This window comes from Streptomyces sp. LBL (assembly GCF_029893585.1).
Classification (GTDB): domain Bacteria; phylum Actinomycetota; class Actinomycetes; order Streptomycetales; family Streptomycetaceae; genus Streptomyces.
Map to the genome: position 1 here is coordinate 54,580 of NZ_JARXYX010000043.1, position 18,573 is coordinate 73,152.

Below are 18,573 nucleotides of genomic sequence, written 5' to 3' on the forward strand. Positions count from 1 at the left end.
CAGGAGCCCCCGAGTCACTTCCGGTGGGCGCGCAGTGCGTCGAGGGCCCGGTCGGCGTGGGCGTTCATCCGCAGTTCACTGCGTACGACCTCCAGGACGGTCCGGTCCTCGGCGATGACGAAGGTGGCCCGCTTGGTGGGCGCGAGGGAGAAGCCCCGCTTCACTCCGAACCGTTCCCGGACCGTCCCGTCGGCGTCGGACAGCAGGGGCATGCCGAGGCTGTGCTGTCCGGCGAACTCCTGCTGGCGTTCGACGGGGTCGCCGCTGATGCCCACGGGCCGGGCGCCCACGGCGGCGAACTCGGCGGCAAGGTCACGGAAGTGGCAAGCCTCCGCCGTGCAGCCGGCGGTGAGAGCCGCGGGGTAGAAGAACAACACGACGGGCCCGTCGGCGAGGAGTCCGGTGAGGCTGCGCGGCGTGCCGGTCTCGTCCGGCAGCTCGAAGTCCTCGACCGTGACGCCCACCTCCGTACGTCCGCTCATGACCGGCCCTCCCCGTTCCCGGCGACGCCGCGCGCCCACAGGACGAGGGGCACCTGAAGGGGCAGCCGGCTGAAGGCCGCGGCCTTCAGCGGGGCGGGGCGGTGCCGCCAGTCCAGGGCCATCTTGACGTTGGCGGGGAACACCCCGACGAAGAACGCGGCCGTGGCCAGCGCGGCCCTGCGCCGGGTCCGCGGCAGGGCCACGCCCGCGGCCAGCGCCAGTTCGGCGACGCCGCTCGCGTACGTCCAGGCCCGGGGCGATCCCGGAAGGCCGTTCGGGATGGTCGCGTCGTAGGAGCGGGGAGCGGCGAAATGGGTGACGCCCGCTGTGGCCAACAGGCCGGCGAGCAGCAGGGGTGAGCGTTCGGACCGGAGCACGGTTCCTCCTCAGGTGACCTGCCGCGCGATATTACTGGACGGTAAACCTCAGGTGCCCGCCGGGCCCCTGTCCGTCGGGGAACGCCGGATGTGCGTGCCCGGTGTGCAGGCGTTCGGGGCTGCCATCGTCGGGGCGCGGAAGTGGGCGAGGATCGGTTCGCGCAGGAGCGGGCCGACCGCGAGGACGGTCGGGGGTCAGGCCGAGCGGGTTGGCCCCCGGCTGGTCGGGCAGTCCGACCAGCCGGGGGCCGGGGCGGCGGTGGGCACGGTGGTCACGGAGGGCGCCGCGGGCGCCGTGGGCGCGGAGGGCGCCGCGGACAGCCGCTGTCGGCCGGAGGACCGGCGGTTCAGGCGGTGCCGGCCGGTTCTGCCGGCCGCGGGTCGGTCTCGTCGTCGGCGGCGTGGGACAGGAAGTCGTCGACCATGCGGTGGAAGAGCGTGGCGAGTTGCCGCAGTTCCTCGGGCGACCAGTCGGCCAGGGCCAGCTCCATGCCTCGGGCGCCCACGTCCCGGATACGGGCGATGGCCTGCCGGCCGGTCTCGGTGAGCTGGATGCGCTGGGCACGGCGGTCCTGCGGGTCGGGGACACGGGTGACGTACCCCGACTTCTGCAGTTGCTGCGCGGTGCGCGTGACGTGGGAGGCCTCCACGCCCAGCCGGTTGGCCAGCTCCCCCGGCCGCAGCGGCTCGGAATCGGCGACCTGACGCAGCAGCGCCACGGCGGCCCGGTCGAGCGGCACGTCGGCCAGGGCCATGAGCCGTTCGTGCTGCCGGGCGCGTGTGCTCAGGTACGTGATCCGGGTGAGCGCCCGCTCGATCTCGGTGACTTCCGGGGATGCGGGGATGCCGGGGAGCGGCTGTGTGGGCATGCGAGCCACTTTACCATCTTGTTGCGTAACTCAAGTAATTTACTGTGCGCGTTGACGCGGAGTACGGCCCGTGTACAGACATCGACCGCTCCGCAAAGCCCAAGCCGGTCACGACGTGGGCCGGTTACGACGTGGGCCGGTCACGACGTGCGGCCGACGCCTGCGAAGGCGTCGGCCTCTTCCGATCAGGTCTCCTTCGATCAGACCTCGCTCGCCGCGACCTCCGCGCGAACGGTCTCATGCCACGCCGCTCCGGCCGCGACGGCCTGCCGCCACAGCCGGATCACCTTCGGCGGCATCCCGACCGCGAGGACACCGCTCACCCGGTCGCCGGTGCGGTACACGGCGACGAACCGGCGCTCCGCCAGGTCACCCTCCACCACGCCGACCTCGTCGTGGCCCCGCAGGAAGCCGTACGCCTGGATCTTCATGTCGTACTGGTCGGACCAGAAGTACGGCACCGGGGCGAACGGCTTGCGGGCCTCAGGACGGAGCAGGTTGCGTGCTGCGGCCATGCCCTGTTCGGCGGCGTTGGTGCGGTGCTCGATGCGCATCGAGGTACCGAACAGCGGGTTGTGCCAGCGCGCGACGTCACCGGCCGCGTACACTCCCCCAGCCTTCGGCCCGGGGGATCCCCAGGCGGCCTCGCAGTACTCGTCGCAGATCACCCCGTCACCGAGCGCCAGGCCGCTGCCCTCCAGCCACTCGGTGTTCGGCAGTGAGCCGATGGCGACCAGCACCTCGTCGGCCTCGATCAGTTCGCCGTCCGCGAGCCGCACCCCGTCCTCGGTCACCTCGGTCACGGTGACCCCGCAGCGCAGATCCACACCCCGGTCCAGATGGGCCCGGGTCAGCACCTCGCCGACCTCGGCGCCGACGGCGTGGGCCAGCGGCACCGGGGCGGGTTCGAGGAGGGTCACCCGGGCACCGAGGCGCCACGCGACGGCGGCGGCCTCCGCGCCGAGGAAGCCGGCGCCCACCACGACCAGGTGCCGTCCCGGCGCCAGCCCCTCCCGCAGCATCAGAGCGTCGTCGAGGGTGCGCAGGACATGCGCGCCCGCGCCGGGCAGTCGACGCGGGCGGACGCCGGTGGCCACGATCAGCCCGTCGTAGGGCACTTCGGAACCGTCGGCCAACTCCACTGTGCGGCCGACGAGTTCGAGTCCGGTCGCGGCCACGCCGAGGCGCAGGTCGAGGCCGAGCGCGCCCAGGTCGTCCGGCGTGCGCAGAGTCAGCCGGTCCGCCTCCCACTCCGCGGCGAGGAGTTGCTTGGACAGCGGCGGTCGGTCGTAGGGAGCCAGGGGCTCGTCGCCGACGAGGGTGAGCGTGCCGTCGTAGCCCTCGCGACGGAGGGTCTCGGCCGCCGCGAGTCCGGCGGCCGAGGCACCGACGACGACAACACGCCTCACTGATCCACCAACCGGATGGCGGCGGCCGGGCAGATCGCCACGGCCTCACGCACGTCGTCGAGGGAGTCCGCCGGGGGCTTCTCGACCAGCAGGAAGGCGATGCCGTCCTCGTCACGCTGGTCGAAGACCTCGGGGGCGGCCATCACGCACTGACCCGACGCGACGCACTTCGGCTCGTCCAGTTCCACACGCATGATCTGTACCTCGTTCGTTCTCTGTGGGGGTCTTTGCACGGGGCTCAGTGAAGGGCCGGCCGTCGGTGCGGAAGTCACCAGGTGACGGGGAGTGCGTAGACGCCGTAGATCGAGCCGTCGTGCTTGAACGGCAGGCTGTCCACCTCGGCGGCGAGCCGGAGGGTCGGGATACGGCGGTAGAGGGTGCTGTAGACGACCTGGAGCTCCATGCGGGCCAGCGGCTGGCCGAGGCACTGGTGGACGCCGAACCCGAAGGCGACGTGCCGGCGGGCGTCGCGCGTGATGTCGAGCCGGTCGGGGTCGGGAAAGGCCGCGGGGTCGCGGTTGGCGATGTCGTTGGGCATGATCATGCCCTCGCCGGCCCGGATCACCTGCCCGGCGATCTCGATGTCCTCCAGGGCGGCCCGCCGCCGGCCGCCGTGCACGATGTTGAGGTAGCGCAGCAGTTCCTCCACCGCCGAGGCGACCAGCTTGGGGTCGTCGCTGTCACGCAACAGGGCGAGCTGGTCCGGGTTCTCGAGCAGGGCCACGGTGCCGAGCGCGATCATGTTGGCGGTCGTCTCGTGGCCGGCCAGGAGCAGCAGCGCACCCATCTGGGCGGCGTCCAGCCGGGTCAGCTCGCCCGCCTCGACCCGCTCCACGAGACCGGAGAGCAGGTCGTCGCCGGGGTCGGCCATCTTCCGGCCCATGAGGTCGTCGAGGTAGTCGACCAGCCTTCCATGGGCGGCCATCCGGTCCTCGATGGCCGCGTCCCGCTTGATCAGGGTCTTGCTGTTCTCCTGGAAGAAGTCGTGGTCCGCGTACGGCACTCCGAGCAGCTGGCAGATCACCAGCGAGGGCACCGGCAGGGCGAACGCCTCGACCAGGTCGAGGGGTCCGCCGGCGGCGAGCATGTCGTCGATCAGGTCGTCCACGATCTTCTGCACGCCGGGCCGCAGCGCCTCGACGCGTTTCACGGCGAACGGCGCGGTCACCATGCGCCGCAGGCGGGCGTGCTCGGGGTCGTCCATGAGGATGAAGCTGATGGTGTTCTTGCCGTTGGACGGCGCCTGGTGCGGATATCCGGGGCTGGTGATGTCGGCGCTGACGCGGGGGTCCAGGAGCAGGGTGCGCTGGTCCTCGTAGCGGGTCACCATCCAGGGCGTACTGCCGTCCCAGAGGCGGACTTTCACGAGCCGGGCCTCGTCCTGCTGGGCCTGGAGGGCCGGGGGCGGGTCGAAGGGACAGCCCGCCGCCCTGGCCATCGGGAACTCGAGGACCGGTGCGGCCGCTTCGGGGTCGCTGCCGGTCAGGATGTCGGCCATGGTTCTCCTCGGTGTGGGGGGCTCCGCCGGCCGGGCGGAGCGCCGGGGTGATGGGGTCGAGGTCTCGATGAGCACACGCAAACAGAGCGGGCTGACGTCAACCGGTCAGTTTCCTGACGGAAAGCTGACGTGACCTAGATCACGGTCGATTTCAGGACATGGCAAGCCGCCTTATTGGTACGGAAGTTGGGGAGACGAGAGCCCCGGGGACACCTGCCTGTGCACCGGCCGCCAGGGCAAGCCGCAGAGCGCCGACGGACACCCTCGGCGCGTTTGCTCTCCGACGCTCAGGACCCGGCGTCGGCACCGCCGAGCCAGTAGCCGAAGCCCCGGCGGGTGTGGATCAGGACGGGCGCGTCCCGGTCCACCTTGCGGCGCAGCCGGGAGACGAGTTGCTCGATGGCGTTGTCGCCACGGTGGTCGCCCCAGACATAGCGGCCGATCTGCTCCTTGGACAGCACCCGGTGCGCGTTGACCAGGAGATGGCGCAGCAGCCGGTACTCGGCCGGCGTGAGGTCGAGCGCCCGCGTACCGCGCCGCGCCTCGCACAGGGTGTCGTCCAGGACCAGGTCGCGGTAGCCCAGCGCGCCGGCGCGGGCCCGCCGGAGGCCCGGTCCGCGCAGCAGGACCTGCACCCGGGCGAGGACCTCGGCCACCCGGAAGGGCTTGGTGACGTAGTCCCGCTCCCCCAGGCCGAGTTCGGGCACCAGCCGGTCCAGGGACTCGCACACCATCAGCAGGAGCACCGGGGGGCGGTCGGTGACGGTCGGCCGGTCGCGGCCGAGGCCCTCCATGTCCGGGAGGGTCGCGTCGACGACCAGCAGGTCGAACCGGCGCTCGGCGAGCAGCGCCAGCGCCTCGGCTCCGCTGCCGACCACGGTGATGCGGTAGCCCGCCAGTTCGAGGGTGGTGGAGAGCAGTTCGGCGATGTCCGGCTCACCGACGACGAGCAGGAGGTGCTGCCCGGCCCCGCGGGCCGGCGCCGGTTTCTCACGGGTACTGCCGTACATGCGCTCACCCTACCTTACTGCTTGCCTAACTCAAGTAATTCGCGTTCCGCCGGTGACCGGCGCCAGCCACATCCCGACGACCGCGTCCACGAGCCCGATGGTGGCGTCGTGCCAGCTGGACCGGGGTGTGGGGGTGTTCTCGGCCAGGGCGCGTTCCCGCTCGGCGCAGACGTGCACGATGAGATGACGGGCCATGTCGCCGCGTTCGACACGCACCTCGTCCGTCATCTCGGGCAGGCAGCGCTTCAGCCCCTCGACGATCTGCCGCAGGGAGGGCGAGGAGAGGGACTCCTCCGCCATCAGCCGCCTCAGCGCCGGGTCGGTCATCACCTGCGCACAGAACCGCGCGTACCAGGTGGGACTGCCCAGCGCCGCGAGGTGTTCGGGCACCGGACGCACCAGACAGTCCACCCAGTCACGTACGTCGGTGGAGTCGCCGACGGCGGCCAGCAGCCGGGTGCGGATCTCCTCGATCCGCTCCGCGTGCTTGCGGATGATCGCCCGGACCAGGTCGGTCTTGGTGCCGAAGTGGTAGCCGACCGCGGTGTTGTTGCCCTGGCCCGCGGCCTCGCTGACCTGGCGGTTGGAGACCGTGTACACACCGCGTTCGGCGAACAGCCGCTCCGCGGCGGTCAGAATCAACTCCCGTGTCACGCTGACCTGTTCGGCCCGTACCGTCCTGCCCGCCATGCTCACCACCGCACCAGGACTTGCCACATCCCGCGCCGGCCAGTCCCGTGGAACCGCCGCAGGTCCGCCGCCCGGGCGGCACTCTTCCAGTGACGGAAGCGTACGCAGCCCGGCGTAGCCTCTAAGCTAAGTCAAGCAGCTGCCTTAATTCTGGCACGCTTCTCTCTCTTCACGCCCCTGGAGGCCACGCATGTCCGACGCCCTTGCCCCATCCGCCGGCACCGGGGGCCCCGCCGCGCCGAGACCCAACGCCGTGGTGGCCGTGCTGGCCTTCTCCGGCATCGTCGTCGCGCTGATGCAGACCCTGGTGATCCCGATCGTGCCGGACCTCCCCCGGCTGCTGGACGCCCCGGCCTCCGACACCGCCTGGACGGTGACCGCGACCCTGCTGGCGGGGGCGGTGGCCACCCCGGTGATGGGCCGCCTCGGTGACATGTACGGCAAGCGCCGCATGCTGATGGTCAGCGTCGTGATGCTGGTGATCGGCTCGGTGGCCTGCGCGCTCAGCGACGCCCTGGTCCCGATGGTCATCGGCCGGGCCTTGCAGGGCCTGGCCTCCGGCGTGATCCCGCTGGGCATCAGCATCATGCGGGACGAACTGCCCGCCGAGCGGCTGGCCGGATCGACCGCGCTGATGAGCGCCTCCCTCGGCGTCGGTGGCGCCCTCGGCCTGCCGACGGCGGCCCTGATCGCCGACAACTTCGACTGGCACGTCCTGTTCTGGGCCTCCGCCGCGATGGGCGTGATCGCCCTGGTGCTCGTCGTCGCCTTCGTGCCGGAGTCGCGGGTGCGTACCGGTGGCCGCTTCGACCTGGTCGGCGCGCTCGGCATGGCGACCGGTCTGGTGTGTCTGCTGCTGGCGATCTCCAAGGGCGCCGACTGGGGCTGGACCAGCGGCACCACGCTCGGTCTGATCGCCGCGGCCGTACTCGTCCTGCTGGCCTGGGGCGTCTTCGAACTGCGCACCACCCAGCCGCTGGTGGACCTACGCACCACCGCCCGCCGTCAGGTGCTGGTCACCAACCTGGCCTCGGTGGCGATCGGCTTCTCGATGTTCGCGATGTCGCTGGTTCTTCCGCAGCTGCTCCAGCTGCCGGAGCGGACCGGCTACGGCCTGGGCAAGTCGCTGCTCACGGCCGGCCTGGTGATGGCACCGTCCGGCCTGGTCATGATGGCGACCGCCCCCGTCTCCGCCGCCGTCTCCAAGGCCAGGGGACCGAAGGTGACGCTGATGATCGGCGCGGTCATCGTGGCCTGCGGGTACGGCCTGAACATCGTGCTGATGTCCGAGGTCTGGCACCTGGTGATGGTCTCCTGCGTGATCGGTGCCGGCATCGGCTTCACGTACGGCTCGATGCCCGCGCTGATCATGGGCGCGGTGCCCGCGAGCGAGACGGCCGCCGCGAACAGCCTCAACACCCTGATGCGGTCCATCGGTACGTCGGTGGCCAGCGCCATCGCGGGTGTCATCCTCTCCCAGATGACCGTCAGCCTGGGGGGCTTCGCCCTGCCGACGAAGGAAGCGTTCCGGACGGTCATGGCGGTCGGCGCGGGCGCCGCTCTGCTCGCCTTCGCGATCGCCGCCTTCATCCCCCGGCAACGGCCCGCCGTGATACCGACCGCGGCGCCGAAGGCCGGGGAACCGGCGGCCAACGCGCCCGCGGCGAACTGAGGACCGGCCGGGCGCCCGGGGCCGGGCGCGGCCGGTGTGTCGCTCCTGGCAGCCCCGGCCTGCCGCTGGGTCGACGGCCAGGTGCTGCGCGCGGACGGCGGCATCATCCGACGGCCCGTGTCCCGCCCGGGGTGACACCGGGTGACACCGGGTGACACCCGTGGAGGACGCCGTTCAGGGGAAACCGGCGATCGGCGCGCGTGACGACGGGCGGGAGGGTCCACATCTGACCCGTGAACCTCCCGTTGATCCCGCCCATGCTCGCCACGCCCGGCACCCTGCCGTCCGCCGCGCAGGACGCGCGCTGGGCGTACGAGACGAAGCAGGACGGCCAGCGGGTGGTGGTCTATCTCGACGGGGACGGCGGCGTGGTGCTGCGCGCCCGGTCCGGAGAGGTCGTCACCGTCGCCTACCCCGAGCTGCTGTCGCTGGGCCGCGCGCTCGGCACGACGCCCGCCGTGCTGGACGGGGAGGTGCTGGCGCTGGACGAACGGGGGCACGCCGACTTCCCGTTGCTGCAGTCCCGCATGGGTCTCGTGCAGTCGCCCGGCAGGGCGGCACGCAGGGCGGCGGATGTGCCCGTCCACCTCGTCCTGTTCGACGTGATGCACCTGGGAGGGCGATCCCTCGTCGCCCTCCCCTACACCCGTCGGCGTACACAGCTGGAGGAACTGGGCCTGACCGGCCCCTACTGGTCGACTCCGGGCGCCCTGGTCGGCCACGGCGAGCAGGCCCTGCGGGCCACCCGTGAGCACGGGCTGGAGGGCCTGGTCTGCAAACGGCTGGACTCCGCGTACCGACCCGGGGTCCGCTCCCGGGCCTGGATCAAGATCCGGAACATGCGCAGCGAGGACGTCGTCGTGGGCGGCTGGCTGCCCGGCAGGGGACGGCTGACGGGCCTGCCGGGCGCGGTGCTGGTCGGGCAGCGCGCAGCGGGTCGCCTGCGCTACGTCGGCGGGGTGGGCACCGGCTGGAGCGAGCCCGAGCGCGAGCAGCTCGGCGCGCTGCTGCGGACCGCCGCGACCGACGTGTGCCCCTTCGACCCGGTTCCGCCGGTCGCGGGCGCCCATTGGGTGCTGCCCCGGCTGGTCGGCGAGGTCCGCTACAGCACCCGTACCCGGGCGGGCCTGCTGCGCCAGCCGTCCTGGCTGCGACTGCGGCCGGACCTCGCACCCGAGGAGTCGGCGGCCGATCTGCCGGACGACCTGATCTGACGGCACCTCAAGATCCGACTGTTGGGGCTGCCGTAACCAGAGAGACGCCCGCGCACTCTTGGCGCGGACATGAAAACCCGGGAAGCTGAACTCCCCTGCCCCCCACAGCCGTTGGGCTGCGCCCGGACATAAGGAGGACGCAGTGTCATCATCGTCGTTCAAGGCACACCGCAGGAGATGGCTCACCGGCCTGGCCGGCGCCGCCGCCCTCGTCGTCGCCTTCCCCACCGTCGCCTTCGCCGCCCCGCCACAGGCACTGTCCGTTAACGCCGAAGCCACAGAGAAGACCTTTCAGCCGGCCTTCGACTACGACACGGACGGCTGCTACCCCACGCCCGCCATCGGCCCCGACGGCACTGTCAACGGCGGCCTCAACCCGACCGGCGCCCTCAACGGCAACTGCCATGACGCCTCGGACCTCGACAACACCAACGGCTACTCGCGCTACAAGTGCAACAACGGCTGGTGCGCCTACATGTACGGCCTGTACTTCGAGAAGGACCAGGCCCTGGCGGGCAGCAGCATCGGCGGGCACCGCAACGACTGGGAACACGTCGTCGTGTGGGTGCAGAACAACCAGGTCCAGTACGTCTCCACGTCCAACCACGGCTCGTTCACGGTGAGCGCGGCCTCCGCGGTGCGCTTCGACGGCACTCACGCGAAGATCGTCTACCACAAGGACGGCATCGGCACGCACTGCTTCCGGCTGGCGAGCTCCGGCGACGAGCCGCCGGAGAACCACAAGGGCGCCTGGCAGTACCCGTCCCTGGTCGGCTGGAACGGCTACCCCGCGGGCCTGCGGGACAAGCTGAGCGCCTACGACTTCGGCAGCGCCAACTTCGGCCTGAAGGACGGGAACTTCGCCAACCACCTCGCGTCGGCGAAGCCTTCCGGGATCTCCTTCGACCCCAACGCCTGACGGGCGCCCGGATCGGGCGCGGGGCGTAGGACCCCGGGCAACCCGGGGTTCCCTCCCGCGCCCGATCCCGGCCCTCCCGTGCGGCGCGCTCGTCACCGACATCGAGGGCGGTGTCCGTGCGTTTGATGATGTGCTCGTCACCGTGGCGCGCTCGATCGAACTCAGTAGGCCGATGTCCTGAAACGACCGTCCGGGCACGGGATCCGCCTCAAGGTCCGGAAGCCGAACGGTAGTGCAGCGGTAGTGCACGGACGTACTGCCCGGAGGGTCTATCGTGGCCGCATGCCCGTGCCCGAACTGATCCGTATCGTCTCCCGCGACTCTCCGATGGCACTCGCCCAAGTGGAGCGCGTCCGCGCCGAGTTGGCCGCTCTGCATCCCGGTGTGCGCACCGAGGTCGTACCGGTGAAGACGACCGGCGACAAGTGGCTGGGCGATCTCGCCCAGGTCGAGGGCAAGGGCGCGTTCACCAAGGAGGTGGACGCAGCGCTGCTGGCCGGCCGGGCCGATCTCGCGGTGCACTGCGTCAAGGACGTGCCGGCCGACCGGCCGCTTCCGGCGGGCACCACGTTCGCCGCGTTCCTGAAGCGGGACGACATCCGTGACGCCCTCGTCCACCCGGACGGGCTCACTCTGGACGAGCTCCCCGACGGCACCCGGATCGGCACCTCCTCCGTGCGCCGGGTCGCCCAACTCGCCGCCACCCACCCGCATCTGGAATGCGTGCCGTTCCGCGGCAACGCCAACCGGCGACTGGAGAAGCTCGCGGCCGGAGAGGCGGACGCGCTGCTGCTCGCGGTGTCCGGACTGGAGCGCATCGACCGGCGGGACGTGATCAGCGAGATCCTCTCCCCCGAGACGATGATGCCGCCGATCGGCGCGGGCATCCTCGCCCTCCAGTGCCGCGAGGGCGACTCCGAGACCATCGACACGGTCACCGCGCTCGGCGACCTGGACACCTATCGCGAGGCCACCGCCGAGCGCATGTTCCTGCACGTCCTGCAGGGACACTGCAACAGCCCGATCGCCGGGTACGCGCGCATGGACCGCGGTGGCGAACTGTCGCTGCGAGCCTGTGTGTTCACCCCCGACGGCAAGACCCGACTGAACGCTCACGAGTGGGCCGGCCGACTCGACCCGGCGACGCTCGGCACCTCGGTCGCCGTGGAACTGCTGCGGCAGGGCGCCCGCGAGATCATCGACGGCATCCCGCACTGAGCGGGGCCGCCGCAGGAGTACGTCCGAGGCGGGGGCCGCGTCAGGCGGTGCCCTCTTCGGCCTGGTCCCGCAGGAAGTTGCTGACCTGGCAGGCGAGACCTTCGCGCACCGGGCCGGTGCCGACGGCCCCCTCGTGCAGTCCGATACCCCCCGCCCACAGCCGGCGCTCGGCCCATTCCTCGTCGACCCGCAGCTGCACCTGAACGTCCACCTGACTCAAAGACGCCTCCGGACCGGCCGCGTACAGCAGGGCGGTCGCCCGGCGCAGCGGGTAGACGTCAAAGCCCTCGATGAACTGCGAGTTGCGCCAGTCGACGAAGGCGCTCTCCCCGTCGGGGCCGATCCGCACATCGATCTGTCCGTCCTCCAGGTGGATCCCGAAGTGCCGCGCGCCCCGGTTCTCGACGGTGACGCGGACCCGGAAATAGGTGAGCCCTTCGGCGGCGTCGTCCCGTCCGCGCGGCGGCTCGGCCGCTTCCAGACGATGGACGCGGACACGCAGACCGGCGTGCGCGTCGTACTCCTGCCAGTCCCCGACCACGTTCGGCTCGTACACAGTCCACCTCTCGACCCCAGAGAGCTGCTTCCTATCTGTGTGCTCAGCGCACTGTCAAATGAGCAGAATGCACTGTGGCCAGCGAATTCCTCTCTTTGATCGGCGATCAAGCCCTGCGCAGGAAGAACTCACCAACCGGGCGGACGGCCGGTTCCGCGCGCGTGCCGCACATCACTTTCCAGCCGCACGGTCAGCGGGCCGGTCGGCCCAGGAGAGAGGAGAATGGTTTCAGGATCCCTTATGCCGGGAATGTTGCCTTACGTGCTTCGGACAGGAGGCACATCCGCGGTAGCCGGCCCGCCGGGCCCCGGCTGCACTCCGCACAGTCCCTGCCCGCGCTCCCCTGTGTCTGTCCATCCAGCGCCTGCTGAGGGAGGCACGCGGTTATGCCTGTCACCGGCAGAACGAAACCGCACCCGCACGACGACGCCCCCGACACCGCCGCCGGCTTCGAACGGCTCGCGGCGCTCCCCGACAGCCCCGAGCGCAAGGCGCTGCGGGACGAACTGGTCGAGCTCTGGCTCCCCATGGCCGAGCGCATCGCCGTCCGCTTCCGGGGACGCGGCGAGTCCCTCGATGACCTCTACCAGGTGGCCGCCCTCGGGCTCGTCAAGGCCGTCGGCCACTACGACCCGGCACGGGGCTGCGCCTTCGAGGCGTACGCCGTGCCGACCATCACCGGCGAGATCAAGCGGCACTTCCGCGACCACATGTGGACCCTGCACGTGCCGCGTCGCGTCCAGGACCTGCGCAACCGGGTGCGGCAGGCCGTGAAGGAGCTGTCGCAGACGACGTCCGGCCGGCCGCCGAATGTGGAGGAGATCGCCGCGTTCGCGGGCATGAGCGACAGCGAGGCGCGCACCGGTATGGAGGCACTGGAGTGCTTCACCGCTCTGTCGTTGGAGGCCGAGATGCCCGGCACCGACGGTTACGCTCTCGGGGACGCGATCGGCGGTCCGGACCCGGGGTTCGACACCGTCGTCGACCGGGTGGCGGTCCGGCCCTGCCTCGAGGCGCTGCCGGAGCGCGAGCGCACCATCCTCTACCTGCGCTTCTTCCGGGGCATGACCCAGAGCTGCATCGCGGAGCAGCTCGGCATCTCGCAGATGCATGTCTCCCGGCTGCTCAGCGGCTGCTTCGACCGGCTGCGCGAGGAGGTCCTCGCCGAGACCGGCTGACGAGACCGGTTGAGCGGTACCGGCACCGTCACTGCGCCGTCCACTCCACCGCCGCCGTCACTGCTCCGTCCATTCCACCGGCGCTCCGGGGATCTGCGTGGGGCCGTAGCTGTCCAGGGCGTCTTCCAGCCGCACGCGGATGTCCGGGGGCATCTCTCCGGCGCGACCCCAGATGAGGATCAGCTCGGCGACGTTGCGGAGCTTGATGTTCGTGTGCTGGGACACGTCCTTCAGCACTTCCCACCCCTGGTCCGGCGTCACCCGGCCGAGCGCGACGACCATGCCGATCGCCTGGTCCACGACAGCGTGCGAGGCGACGGCTTCCTTGAGCTGGTCGACCTCTTCCTGCAGCGCGAAGATGCGGTCCGGATCGTCGGCGGGTTCGTGCGGTACACGCGACACGTCTTTATCCTGTCACTCGTGCGGGCCCGCGCCACCGGACGGGACGCGTTCGGGCCACCGTTTCGGCGCCCCCATCGGGGTACTCGGCAGGCGCCCGGGGCGGTTCCGGCCGGACACTGGGACGGGAGCCCGTGGCCACCGGCCGATGAGAGCAGGACACGCTTCATGAACCACGACGTGCGACCCCCCAGCGTCACGAAGGACGTCATGTCCACGCACTCCGTGTGCGGCGCGCCCTGCTGGGTGAGCCTGACCAGCCGCGATGTGGAGGCGACCGAGGACTTCTACGCGGCGGTGCTCGGCTGGGAGTGGCGGCCGGCGAAGCTCGGCGACCGTTTCCGGATGGCGCTGGCGGACGGCACACCGGTCGCCGGGATCGCGGCGGTCGCCGGCATGTGGCAGATGGCGGTCGCCTGGACGCCGTACTTCGCCGTGCCCAGCGCAGACAAGGCCGCATCACGCGCGCAGGAGCGCGGCGGTACGGCGGCGGTCGGGCCGCTGTCCTTCCCGCCCGGGCGGGCGGCCCTGCTCGCCGACCGGGACGGCGCCACCTTCGGCGTCTGGGAGGGAGAGCTCTTCGCCAACTGGGAGAGCTGGCGCGAGGCTCAGCCGGCCTTCATCCGGCTCCACACCCGCGACGCCTTCGACGCCGCCATCTTCTACGGCGAGGTCCTCGACTGGGCGTCGGAGCGGCCCGGCTGCTGCGAGGTCCACTACGAGGGCGGCGAGGTCGTGCTGCGCAGCCGCGGGGACATCGTGGCCCGGATCGAGTCAGGAGCGCTGGGGTCGGCGCCCGACCCGACCATCCGACCGCACTGGCAGGTCCACTTCGCGGTCGCTGACGTCGCGGCCTGCACCCGGGCCGCGGAGATCAACGGCGGCAGCGTGCTGTCGAAGGGCAACGCCGAGGCCGTACTGCGCGACCCGGACGGCGCCCAGTTCACCGTGACCTCACGCCGCGAGCGCTGACGGCTCCCCCCGCTGGAGAGCCGACCGGCCGACCCGGCCCCGCGCAGGCGGCCACCACGGACCGGACAGAACAGCGACCACCCCGGTCACCCGCGCAGGCACCACCGACCGGACCACCCAGCCCCGCGCGGACGGCCACCAGCGGCGATGCCCACCACCCGCGCATCGCCCGGACTCGATCCGTCTCCCAAGAAGCGCGGCGGAGCCTGCCGTGGGTCACGCGGCGGGGCGGGAGGGTCTCGACAGGAGGACCAGACTGCGGGGCTCGACGGTCATGAGGATGCCTGCCTGATGTTCGGCCTCGTCGGCGCCTCGGGGCTCGGCGGTGTCGATCAGCGTCGTCCAGCGTTCGCCGTACGTCACGTCCGGCAGCCGGAACTTCACCGGCTCCCAGTAGCCGTTGAGCAGGAGCAGGAAGGAGTCGTCGACGACGGGCTCCCCGCACGGGCCGGGTTCGGCGATGGCGTCACCGTTGAGGAAGACGCCGACCGAGTGGGCGTCGGAACGCTGCCAGTCCTCTTCGTGCATCTCGCGCGCGTCCGGCAGCAGCCACACCAGGTCGGGCAGCGGCCGGCCCGCGTGGGGCGCGGTCTCCCCGCGGAAGTAGCGGCGCCTGCGCAGCACCGGGTGGGCGGCGCGCAGAGCGATGACGTGCCGGGTGAACTCGACGAGGTCGCGCTGCTCCTGCGTCAACTGCCAGTCGAGCCAGGAGACCTCGTTGTCCTGGCAGTAGGCGTTGTTGTTGCCGCGCTGGGTGCGGCCCAGTTCGTCGCCGTGACCGAGCATCGGGATGCCCTGCGAGAGCAGCAGCGTGGCCAGGAAGTTGCGCTGCTGGCGCGCCCGCAGGTCCAGGACGGCCGGGTCGTCGGTCTCACCCTCGGCGCCGCAGTTCCAGGAGCGGTTGGTGCTCTCGCCGTCCCGGTTGTCCTCGCCGTTGGCCTCGTTGTGCTTGTCGTTGTAGGAGACCAGGTCCCGCAGGGTGAAACCGTCGTGCGCGGTCACGAAGTTGACGCTGGCGCGCGGGCGGCGCCGGCTGTGCTGGTACAGGTCCGGGGAGCCGGTCAGCCGGGAGGCGAACTCACCCAGCGTGTGCTCGTCACCCCGCCAGAAGTCCCGTACGGCGTCCCGGTACTTACCGTTCCACTCGGACCACAGCGGCGGGAAGTTGCCGACCTGGTAGCCGCCCTCCCCCACGTCCCACGGCTCGGCGATCAGCTTGACGCGGCTGATCACCGGGTCCTGCTGGATCAGGTCGAAGAACGCCGACAGCCGGTCCACCTCGTGGAACTGCCGGGCCAGCGTGGCCGCGAGGTCGAAGCGGAACCCGTCGACATGCATCTCGGTCACCCAGTACCGCAGCGAGTCCATGATCAGCTGCAGCACGTAGGGGTGCCGCATCAGAAGGCTGTTCCCGGTGCCGGTGGTGTCGTAGTAGTGGCCCCAGTCACCGTCCACCAGGCGGTAGTAGGAGGCGTTGTCGATGCCCCGGAAGGAGAGCGTGGGGCCCTTCTCGTTGCCCTCGGCGGTGTGGTTGTAGACGACGTCCAGGATCACCTCGAGGCCGGCCGCGTGCAGCGCCTTCACCATCGCCTTGAACTCGGTGACCTGCCCGCCGCGGGTGCCGTGGGCGGCGTAGGCGTTGTGCGGGGCGAAGAAACCGATCGTGTTGTAGCCCCAGTAGTTGGACAGTCCGCGGTCCCTCAGCACGCCGTCCTGCACGAACTGGTGCACCGGCATCAGCTCGAGAGCGGTCACGCCGAGCGAGGTCAGGTGCTCGACCACCGCGGGGTGCGCGAGGCCGGCGTAGGTGCCGCGCAGTTCCGGCGGGACGTCCGGGTGGGCGCGGGTGAGGCCCCGGACGTGCGCCTCGTAGATCACACTGTCGGCGTACGGCCGCCTCAGCGGCTGGTCGTCGCCCCAGTCGAAGGCCGGATCGGTGACCACGCCGAGCATGGTGTGCCCGGCGCTGTCGGACCGGGAAGGGCCGTCCGCGCGCTCGAAGAGGGAGGCGTGGTTGTCCACCTGCCCGTCCACCGCCTGGGCGTACGGGTCCAGGAGCAGTTTCCTCGGGTTGCACCGGTGGCCGAGGGACGGCTGCCAGGGGCCGTGCACCCGGTAGCCGTAACGCTGCCCCGGTCCGATGCCGGGCAGATAGCAGTGCCACACGAACCCGTCGACCTCGGCCATCGGGACGCGTCGGTGCTCGCCGTCGTCGTCGACGAGGACCAGCTCGACGTGCTCGGCGACCTCGCTGAACAGGGCGAAGTTGGTGCCCTTGCCGTCGTGGGCGGCCCCCAACGGGTAAGGGTGCCCGCTCCACGCGGGCACCCCTTTCCGGCGTGGTCGCGTGGTCACCGGGCGTACTCCAGGACGCCGTCCGGGGTGATCGCCGGCCCGGCGAGGGTGGCGGTCAGTATCTCGCGTGGGACCTGGAGCACCTCGCGCAGGCTGGGCGCGGGGGCGGTGGGCACGAGTGGCACGCGTTCGGCGGCGCGGGCGCGCTGCGAGAACCAGATGACTTTGCTGCCGGTGCCGGTGGCGCAGCACCCCCAGCCGTCGCTCATGGCGGCGATGCGCTCCAGACAGCCGCGCAGATCCTGGTCCGGGCGCAGGTCGTGGTCGTTCTCGCCGATGGCGGTGATGAGGTGCTGGCGGTTCCACCACATCTCGATCGAGGTGTTCTTGTCGGTGGCGTGCTGGTCGATGGCCTTCAGCAGCAGTTCGGCTCCGTGACAGACGGGCTCGACCAGGTTCTCCAGGTCCCAGTGGCGGAGGTGGGCGGCCAGAATGCGCTTGACCTGTCCGACCCGTTCGGCGCTGACCTCGACGTCGAGGTGGTAGTAGCAGGGGACTGCGGTGTTCATGGTCGTTGGCTCCTCACCGGCGAAGCTCTCGCTCCTCCTCGTCCCTGCGGGGCCAGGCCCCGAACGCGAAGCGTGAGCACTGATCGCTTCTGAGTCACCTCCAGCGTGGGGGTGCTACGCCATTCGTGCAACACGAGCACACGCCTGAGGTGGTTGAAGTTCCAACAGGACGGTGAGTCATGACGCGTGCACCATGTGTGAATAACTCGATGTCCGTAACGGGTCCGCGCTGGTCGTCGCGCGGCTGCCGCCCGACGGTCGGGAGACGTGCCATCGAGCCCTGGAAGGTGAACGGCACATGCTGCTACCGGCCAAATCGAAAGTGGCCCGGCAACTGCGGCGATACCGGGCGTGGGAACGCATGATGCTCGCGGCCCCCGCGGACCGCCGGATCCGGACCACCTTCGAGGACTCGGGCTACGCCCTCTGCGTACTGATGGGGAAGCGGTGCGCGCGCGAAGCCGCGGACGCCGCCGAACGCTATCTGCGGTCCACCCTCGTCTCCTACCTCCGGGCGGAGAGCAAACGGTTCGGTCCGCGGACGGTCACCGGACGACGCCCGCCGGCAACGCGTCGGCGGTCCCCCGCGGGGAGGTAGACACCTTCCGGCGCAGCTTCGTTTCCCGGCCGGGTCACCCGCCCGGCCCCAGTCGAGCAGGGCGGAGGTGTTCCATATGAGTCCGATACCGGCGGCCATCGGCCGCATTCCGGTCCGGGACGTCAGACCCGCCGTGGAGTGCGGCAGGCGTCCGGCGAAGGCGGTCGTCGGCGAGTCGTTCGAGGTCACCGCCACCGTGTTCCGCGAGGGTCATGACGCGGTCGCCGCCAACGTCGTCCTGACGGACCCCGAGGGCCGGCACGGTCCGTGGACACCGATGCGGGAGTCGGCCCCCGGTTCGGACCGCTGGGGCGCCGAGGTCACCCCGGACGTCGTGGGCCGCTGGACCTACCGCGTGGAGGCGTGGAGCGATCCGCTGTCCACGTGGCGCCGCACGGCCCGCGTCAAGGTTCCGGCCGGCATCGACACCGGCCTGGTCCTGGAGGACGGCGCCGACCTGCACGAGAAGGCGGCGGCCGGGGTGCCGCGGGGGCCGGGCCAGGATGCGCTGCTGAGCACCGCGGAGGTGCTGCGCGACGACTCGCTGCCCGTGGCGGCCCGTCTCGCGGCGGCGTTGACGCCGGAGGTGGACGCGGTGCTGTCCCGGCATCCGCTGCGGGAACTGGTCACCGCCTCGCACCCGCTGCC

20 protein-coding genes are annotated in these 18,573 nt (G+C 71.2%); 8 read left to right on the forward strand and 12 right to left on the reverse strand.

Going from position 1 to position 18,573, the window contains the following annotated elements; all coding sequences use genetic code 11:
- Positions 1–14: 14 nt before the first annotated feature.
- From M2271_RS37350 to M2271_RS37385, 8 genes are all read right to left on the reverse strand, one after another.
- Positions 15–482, reverse strand: a complete 468-nt coding sequence (locus tag M2271_RS37350; protein ID WP_280891912.1) for a peroxiredoxin — start codon at positions 480–482, stop codon at positions 15–17.
- Complete coding sequence (locus M2271_RS37355; RefSeq protein ID WP_280891913.1) at positions 479–859, reverse strand: hypothetical protein; 381 nt, start codon at positions 857–859, stop codon at positions 479–481. The genes M2271_RS37350 and M2271_RS37355 overlap by 4 nt, the downstream gene beginning before the upstream one ends.
- Before the next feature lie 347 nt (positions 860–1,206).
- Complete coding sequence (locus M2271_RS37360; RefSeq protein ID WP_280891914.1) at positions 1,207–1,728, reverse strand: MarR family transcriptional regulator; 522 nt, start codon at positions 1,726–1,728, stop codon at positions 1,207–1,209.
- 200 nt (positions 1,729–1,928) lie between these two features.
- Positions 1,929–3,137, reverse strand: a complete 1,209-nt coding sequence (locus M2271_RS37365; protein ID WP_280891915.1) for an FAD-dependent oxidoreductase — start codon at positions 3,135–3,137, stop codon at positions 1,929–1,931.
- Entirely contained in the window at positions 3,134–3,331 is a 198-nt protein-coding gene (locus tag M2271_RS37370) for a ferredoxin (protein WP_280891916.1), read from the reverse strand. The genes M2271_RS37365 and M2271_RS37370 overlap by 4 nt, the downstream gene beginning before the upstream one ends.
- A gap of 74 nt (positions 3,332–3,405) precedes the next feature.
- Entirely contained in the window at positions 3,406–4,635 is a 1,230-nt protein-coding gene (locus tag M2271_RS37375) for a cytochrome P450 (protein ID WP_280891917.1), read from the reverse strand.
- Between the two features lie 287 nt (positions 4,636–4,922).
- The gene (locus M2271_RS37380) at positions 4,923–5,645 is read right to left on the reverse strand and encodes a response regulator transcription factor (RefSeq protein WP_280891918.1); all 723 of its coding nucleotides are present in this window, start codon (positions 5,643–5,645) and stop codon (positions 4,923–4,925) included.
- A gap of 30 nt (positions 5,646–5,675) precedes the next feature.
- The gene (locus M2271_RS37385) at positions 5,676–6,335 is read right to left on the reverse strand and encodes a TetR/AcrR family transcriptional regulator (RefSeq protein WP_280891919.1); all 660 of its coding nucleotides are present in this window, start codon (positions 6,333–6,335) and stop codon (positions 5,676–5,678) included.
- Positions 6,336–6,525: 190 nt separating this feature from the next.
- Here M2271_RS37385 and M2271_RS37390 point away from each other — a divergent pair, with 190 nt between their 5' ends.
- The 4 genes from M2271_RS37390 (at position 6,526) to hemC (ending at position 11,358) form a co-directional block, all read left to right on the forward strand.
- Positions 6,526–8,007 carry an MFS transporter gene (locus M2271_RS37390; protein WP_280891920.1) on the forward strand — a complete coding sequence of 494 codons (1,482 nt, stop codon included), beginning with the start codon at positions 6,526–6,528 and terminating at the stop codon, positions 8,005–8,007.
- Between the two features lie 233 nt (positions 8,008–8,240).
- Positions 8,241–9,221, forward strand: coding sequence for an RNA ligase family protein (locus M2271_RS37395; protein ID WP_280891921.1), 981 nt, complete (start codon positions 8,241–8,243; stop codon positions 9,219–9,221).
- Between the two features lie 142 nt (positions 9,222–9,363).
- On the forward strand, positions 9,364–10,140 hold the full coding sequence (locus M2271_RS37400) for an NPP1 family protein (RefSeq protein ID WP_280891922.1): 777 nt from the start codon (positions 9,364–9,366) through the stop codon (positions 10,138–10,140).
- A 282-nt stretch (positions 10,141–10,422) separates the two neighbouring features.
- Positions 10,423–11,358, forward strand: coding sequence for a hydroxymethylbilane synthase (gene hemC, locus M2271_RS37405; protein WP_280891923.1), 936 nt, complete (start codon positions 10,423–10,425; stop codon positions 11,356–11,358).
- Positions 11,359–11,398: 40 nt separating this feature from the next.
- Here hemC and M2271_RS37410 read toward each other — a convergent pair whose 3' ends face one another.
- Positions 11,399–11,914 carry a hypothetical protein gene (locus M2271_RS37410; protein WP_280891924.1) on the reverse strand — a complete coding sequence of 172 codons (516 nt, stop codon included), beginning with the start codon at positions 11,912–11,914 and terminating at the stop codon, positions 11,399–11,401.
- Between the two features lie 386 nt (positions 11,915–12,300).
- Between M2271_RS37410 and M2271_RS37415 the strand changes: the two genes are divergently transcribed.
- Positions 12,301–13,092: an RNA polymerase sigma factor SigF gene (locus M2271_RS37415; RefSeq protein ID WP_280891925.1), complete on the forward strand. Its 792-nt coding sequence runs from the start codon at positions 12,301–12,303 to the stop codon at positions 13,090–13,092.
- A gap of 57 nt (positions 13,093–13,149) precedes the next feature.
- On the opposite strand, the gene M2271_RS37420 is transcribed toward M2271_RS37415, so the two are convergent.
- Positions 13,150–13,494 carry an ANTAR domain-containing protein gene (locus M2271_RS37420; RefSeq protein WP_280891926.1) on the reverse strand — a complete coding sequence of 115 codons (345 nt, stop codon included), beginning with the start codon at positions 13,492–13,494 and terminating at the stop codon, positions 13,150–13,152.
- Positions 13,495–13,659: 165 nt separating this feature from the next.
- Here M2271_RS37420 and M2271_RS37425 point away from each other — a divergent pair, with 165 nt between their 5' ends.
- Positions 13,660–14,463, forward strand: coding sequence for a VOC family protein (locus M2271_RS37425; protein ID WP_280891927.1), 804 nt, complete (start codon positions 13,660–13,662; stop codon positions 14,461–14,463).
- A 216-nt stretch (positions 14,464–14,679) separates the two neighbouring features.
- Here the strand turns inward: M2271_RS37425 and glgX are convergent, their stop codons facing one another.
- Together glgX and M2271_RS37435 are read right to left on the reverse strand one after the other, a co-directional pair.
- Positions 14,680–16,791: a glycogen debranching protein GlgX gene (glgX, locus tag M2271_RS37430; RefSeq protein ID WP_280891937.1), complete on the reverse strand. Its 2,112-nt coding sequence runs from the start codon at positions 16,789–16,791 to the stop codon at positions 14,680–14,682.
- A gap of 23 nt (positions 16,792–16,814) precedes the next feature.
- Positions 16,815–17,327, reverse strand: a complete 513-nt coding sequence (locus tag M2271_RS37435) for a pep a2 (RefSeq protein WP_280891928.1) — start codon at positions 17,325–17,327, stop codon at positions 16,815–16,817.
- Positions 17,328–17,625: 298 nt separating this feature from the next.
- Between M2271_RS37435 and M2271_RS37440 the strand changes: the two genes are divergently transcribed.
- Both M2271_RS37440 and M2271_RS37445 read left to right on the forward strand, forming a co-directional pair.
- Positions 17,626–17,925, forward strand: coding sequence for a DUF5133 domain-containing protein (locus M2271_RS37440; protein WP_280891929.1), 300 nt, complete (start codon positions 17,626–17,628; stop codon positions 17,923–17,925).
- A 76-nt stretch (positions 17,926–18,001) separates the two neighbouring features.
- The coding region (locus M2271_RS37445) for a maltotransferase domain-containing protein (protein WP_280891930.1) at positions 18,002–18,573 on the forward strand (572 nt) is incomplete at its 3' end.

Coding starts and splice junctions, on each gene's coding strand:
- hemC (WP_280891923.1), top strand. CDS start 10,423: ATGCCCGTGCCCGAACTGATCCGTATCGTCTCCCGCGACTCTCCGATG.
- M2271_RS37385 (WP_280891919.1), bottom strand. CDS start 6,335: ATGGCGGGCAGGACGGTACGGGCCGAACAGGTCAGCGTGACACGGGAG.
- M2271_RS37440 (WP_280891929.1), top strand. CDS start 17,626: ATGCTGCTACCGGCCAAATCGAAAGTGGCCCGGCAACTGCGGCGATAC.
- M2271_RS37360 (WP_280891914.1), bottom strand. CDS start 1,728: ATGCCCACACAGCCGCTCCCCGGCATCCCCGCATCCCCGGAAGTCACC.
- M2271_RS37435 (WP_280891928.1), bottom strand. CDS start 17,327: ATGAACACCGCAGTCCCCTGCTACTACCACCTCGACGTCGAGGTCAGC.
- M2271_RS37380 (WP_280891918.1), bottom strand. CDS start 5,645: ATGTACGGCAGTACCCGTGAGAAACCGGCGCCGGCCCGCGGGGCCGGG.
- M2271_RS37390 (WP_280891920.1), top strand. CDS start 6,526: ATGTCCGACGCCCTTGCCCCATCCGCCGGCACCGGGGGCCCCGCCGCG.
- M2271_RS37415 (WP_280891925.1), top strand. CDS start 12,301: ATGCCTGTCACCGGCAGAACGAAACCGCACCCGCACGACGACGCCCCC.
- M2271_RS37375 (WP_280891917.1), bottom strand. CDS start 4,635: ATGGCCGACATCCTGACCGGCAGCGACCCCGAAGCGGCCGCACCGGTC.
- M2271_RS37425 (WP_280891927.1), top strand. CDS start 13,660: ATGAACCACGACGTGCGACCCCCCAGCGTCACGAAGGACGTCATGTCC.
- M2271_RS37370 (WP_280891916.1), bottom strand. CDS start 3,331: ATGCGTGTGGAACTGGACGAGCCGAAGTGCGTCGCGTCGGGTCAGTGC.
- M2271_RS37350 (WP_280891912.1), bottom strand. CDS start 482: ATGAGCGGACGTACGGAGGTGGGCGTCACGGTCGAGGACTTCGAGCTG.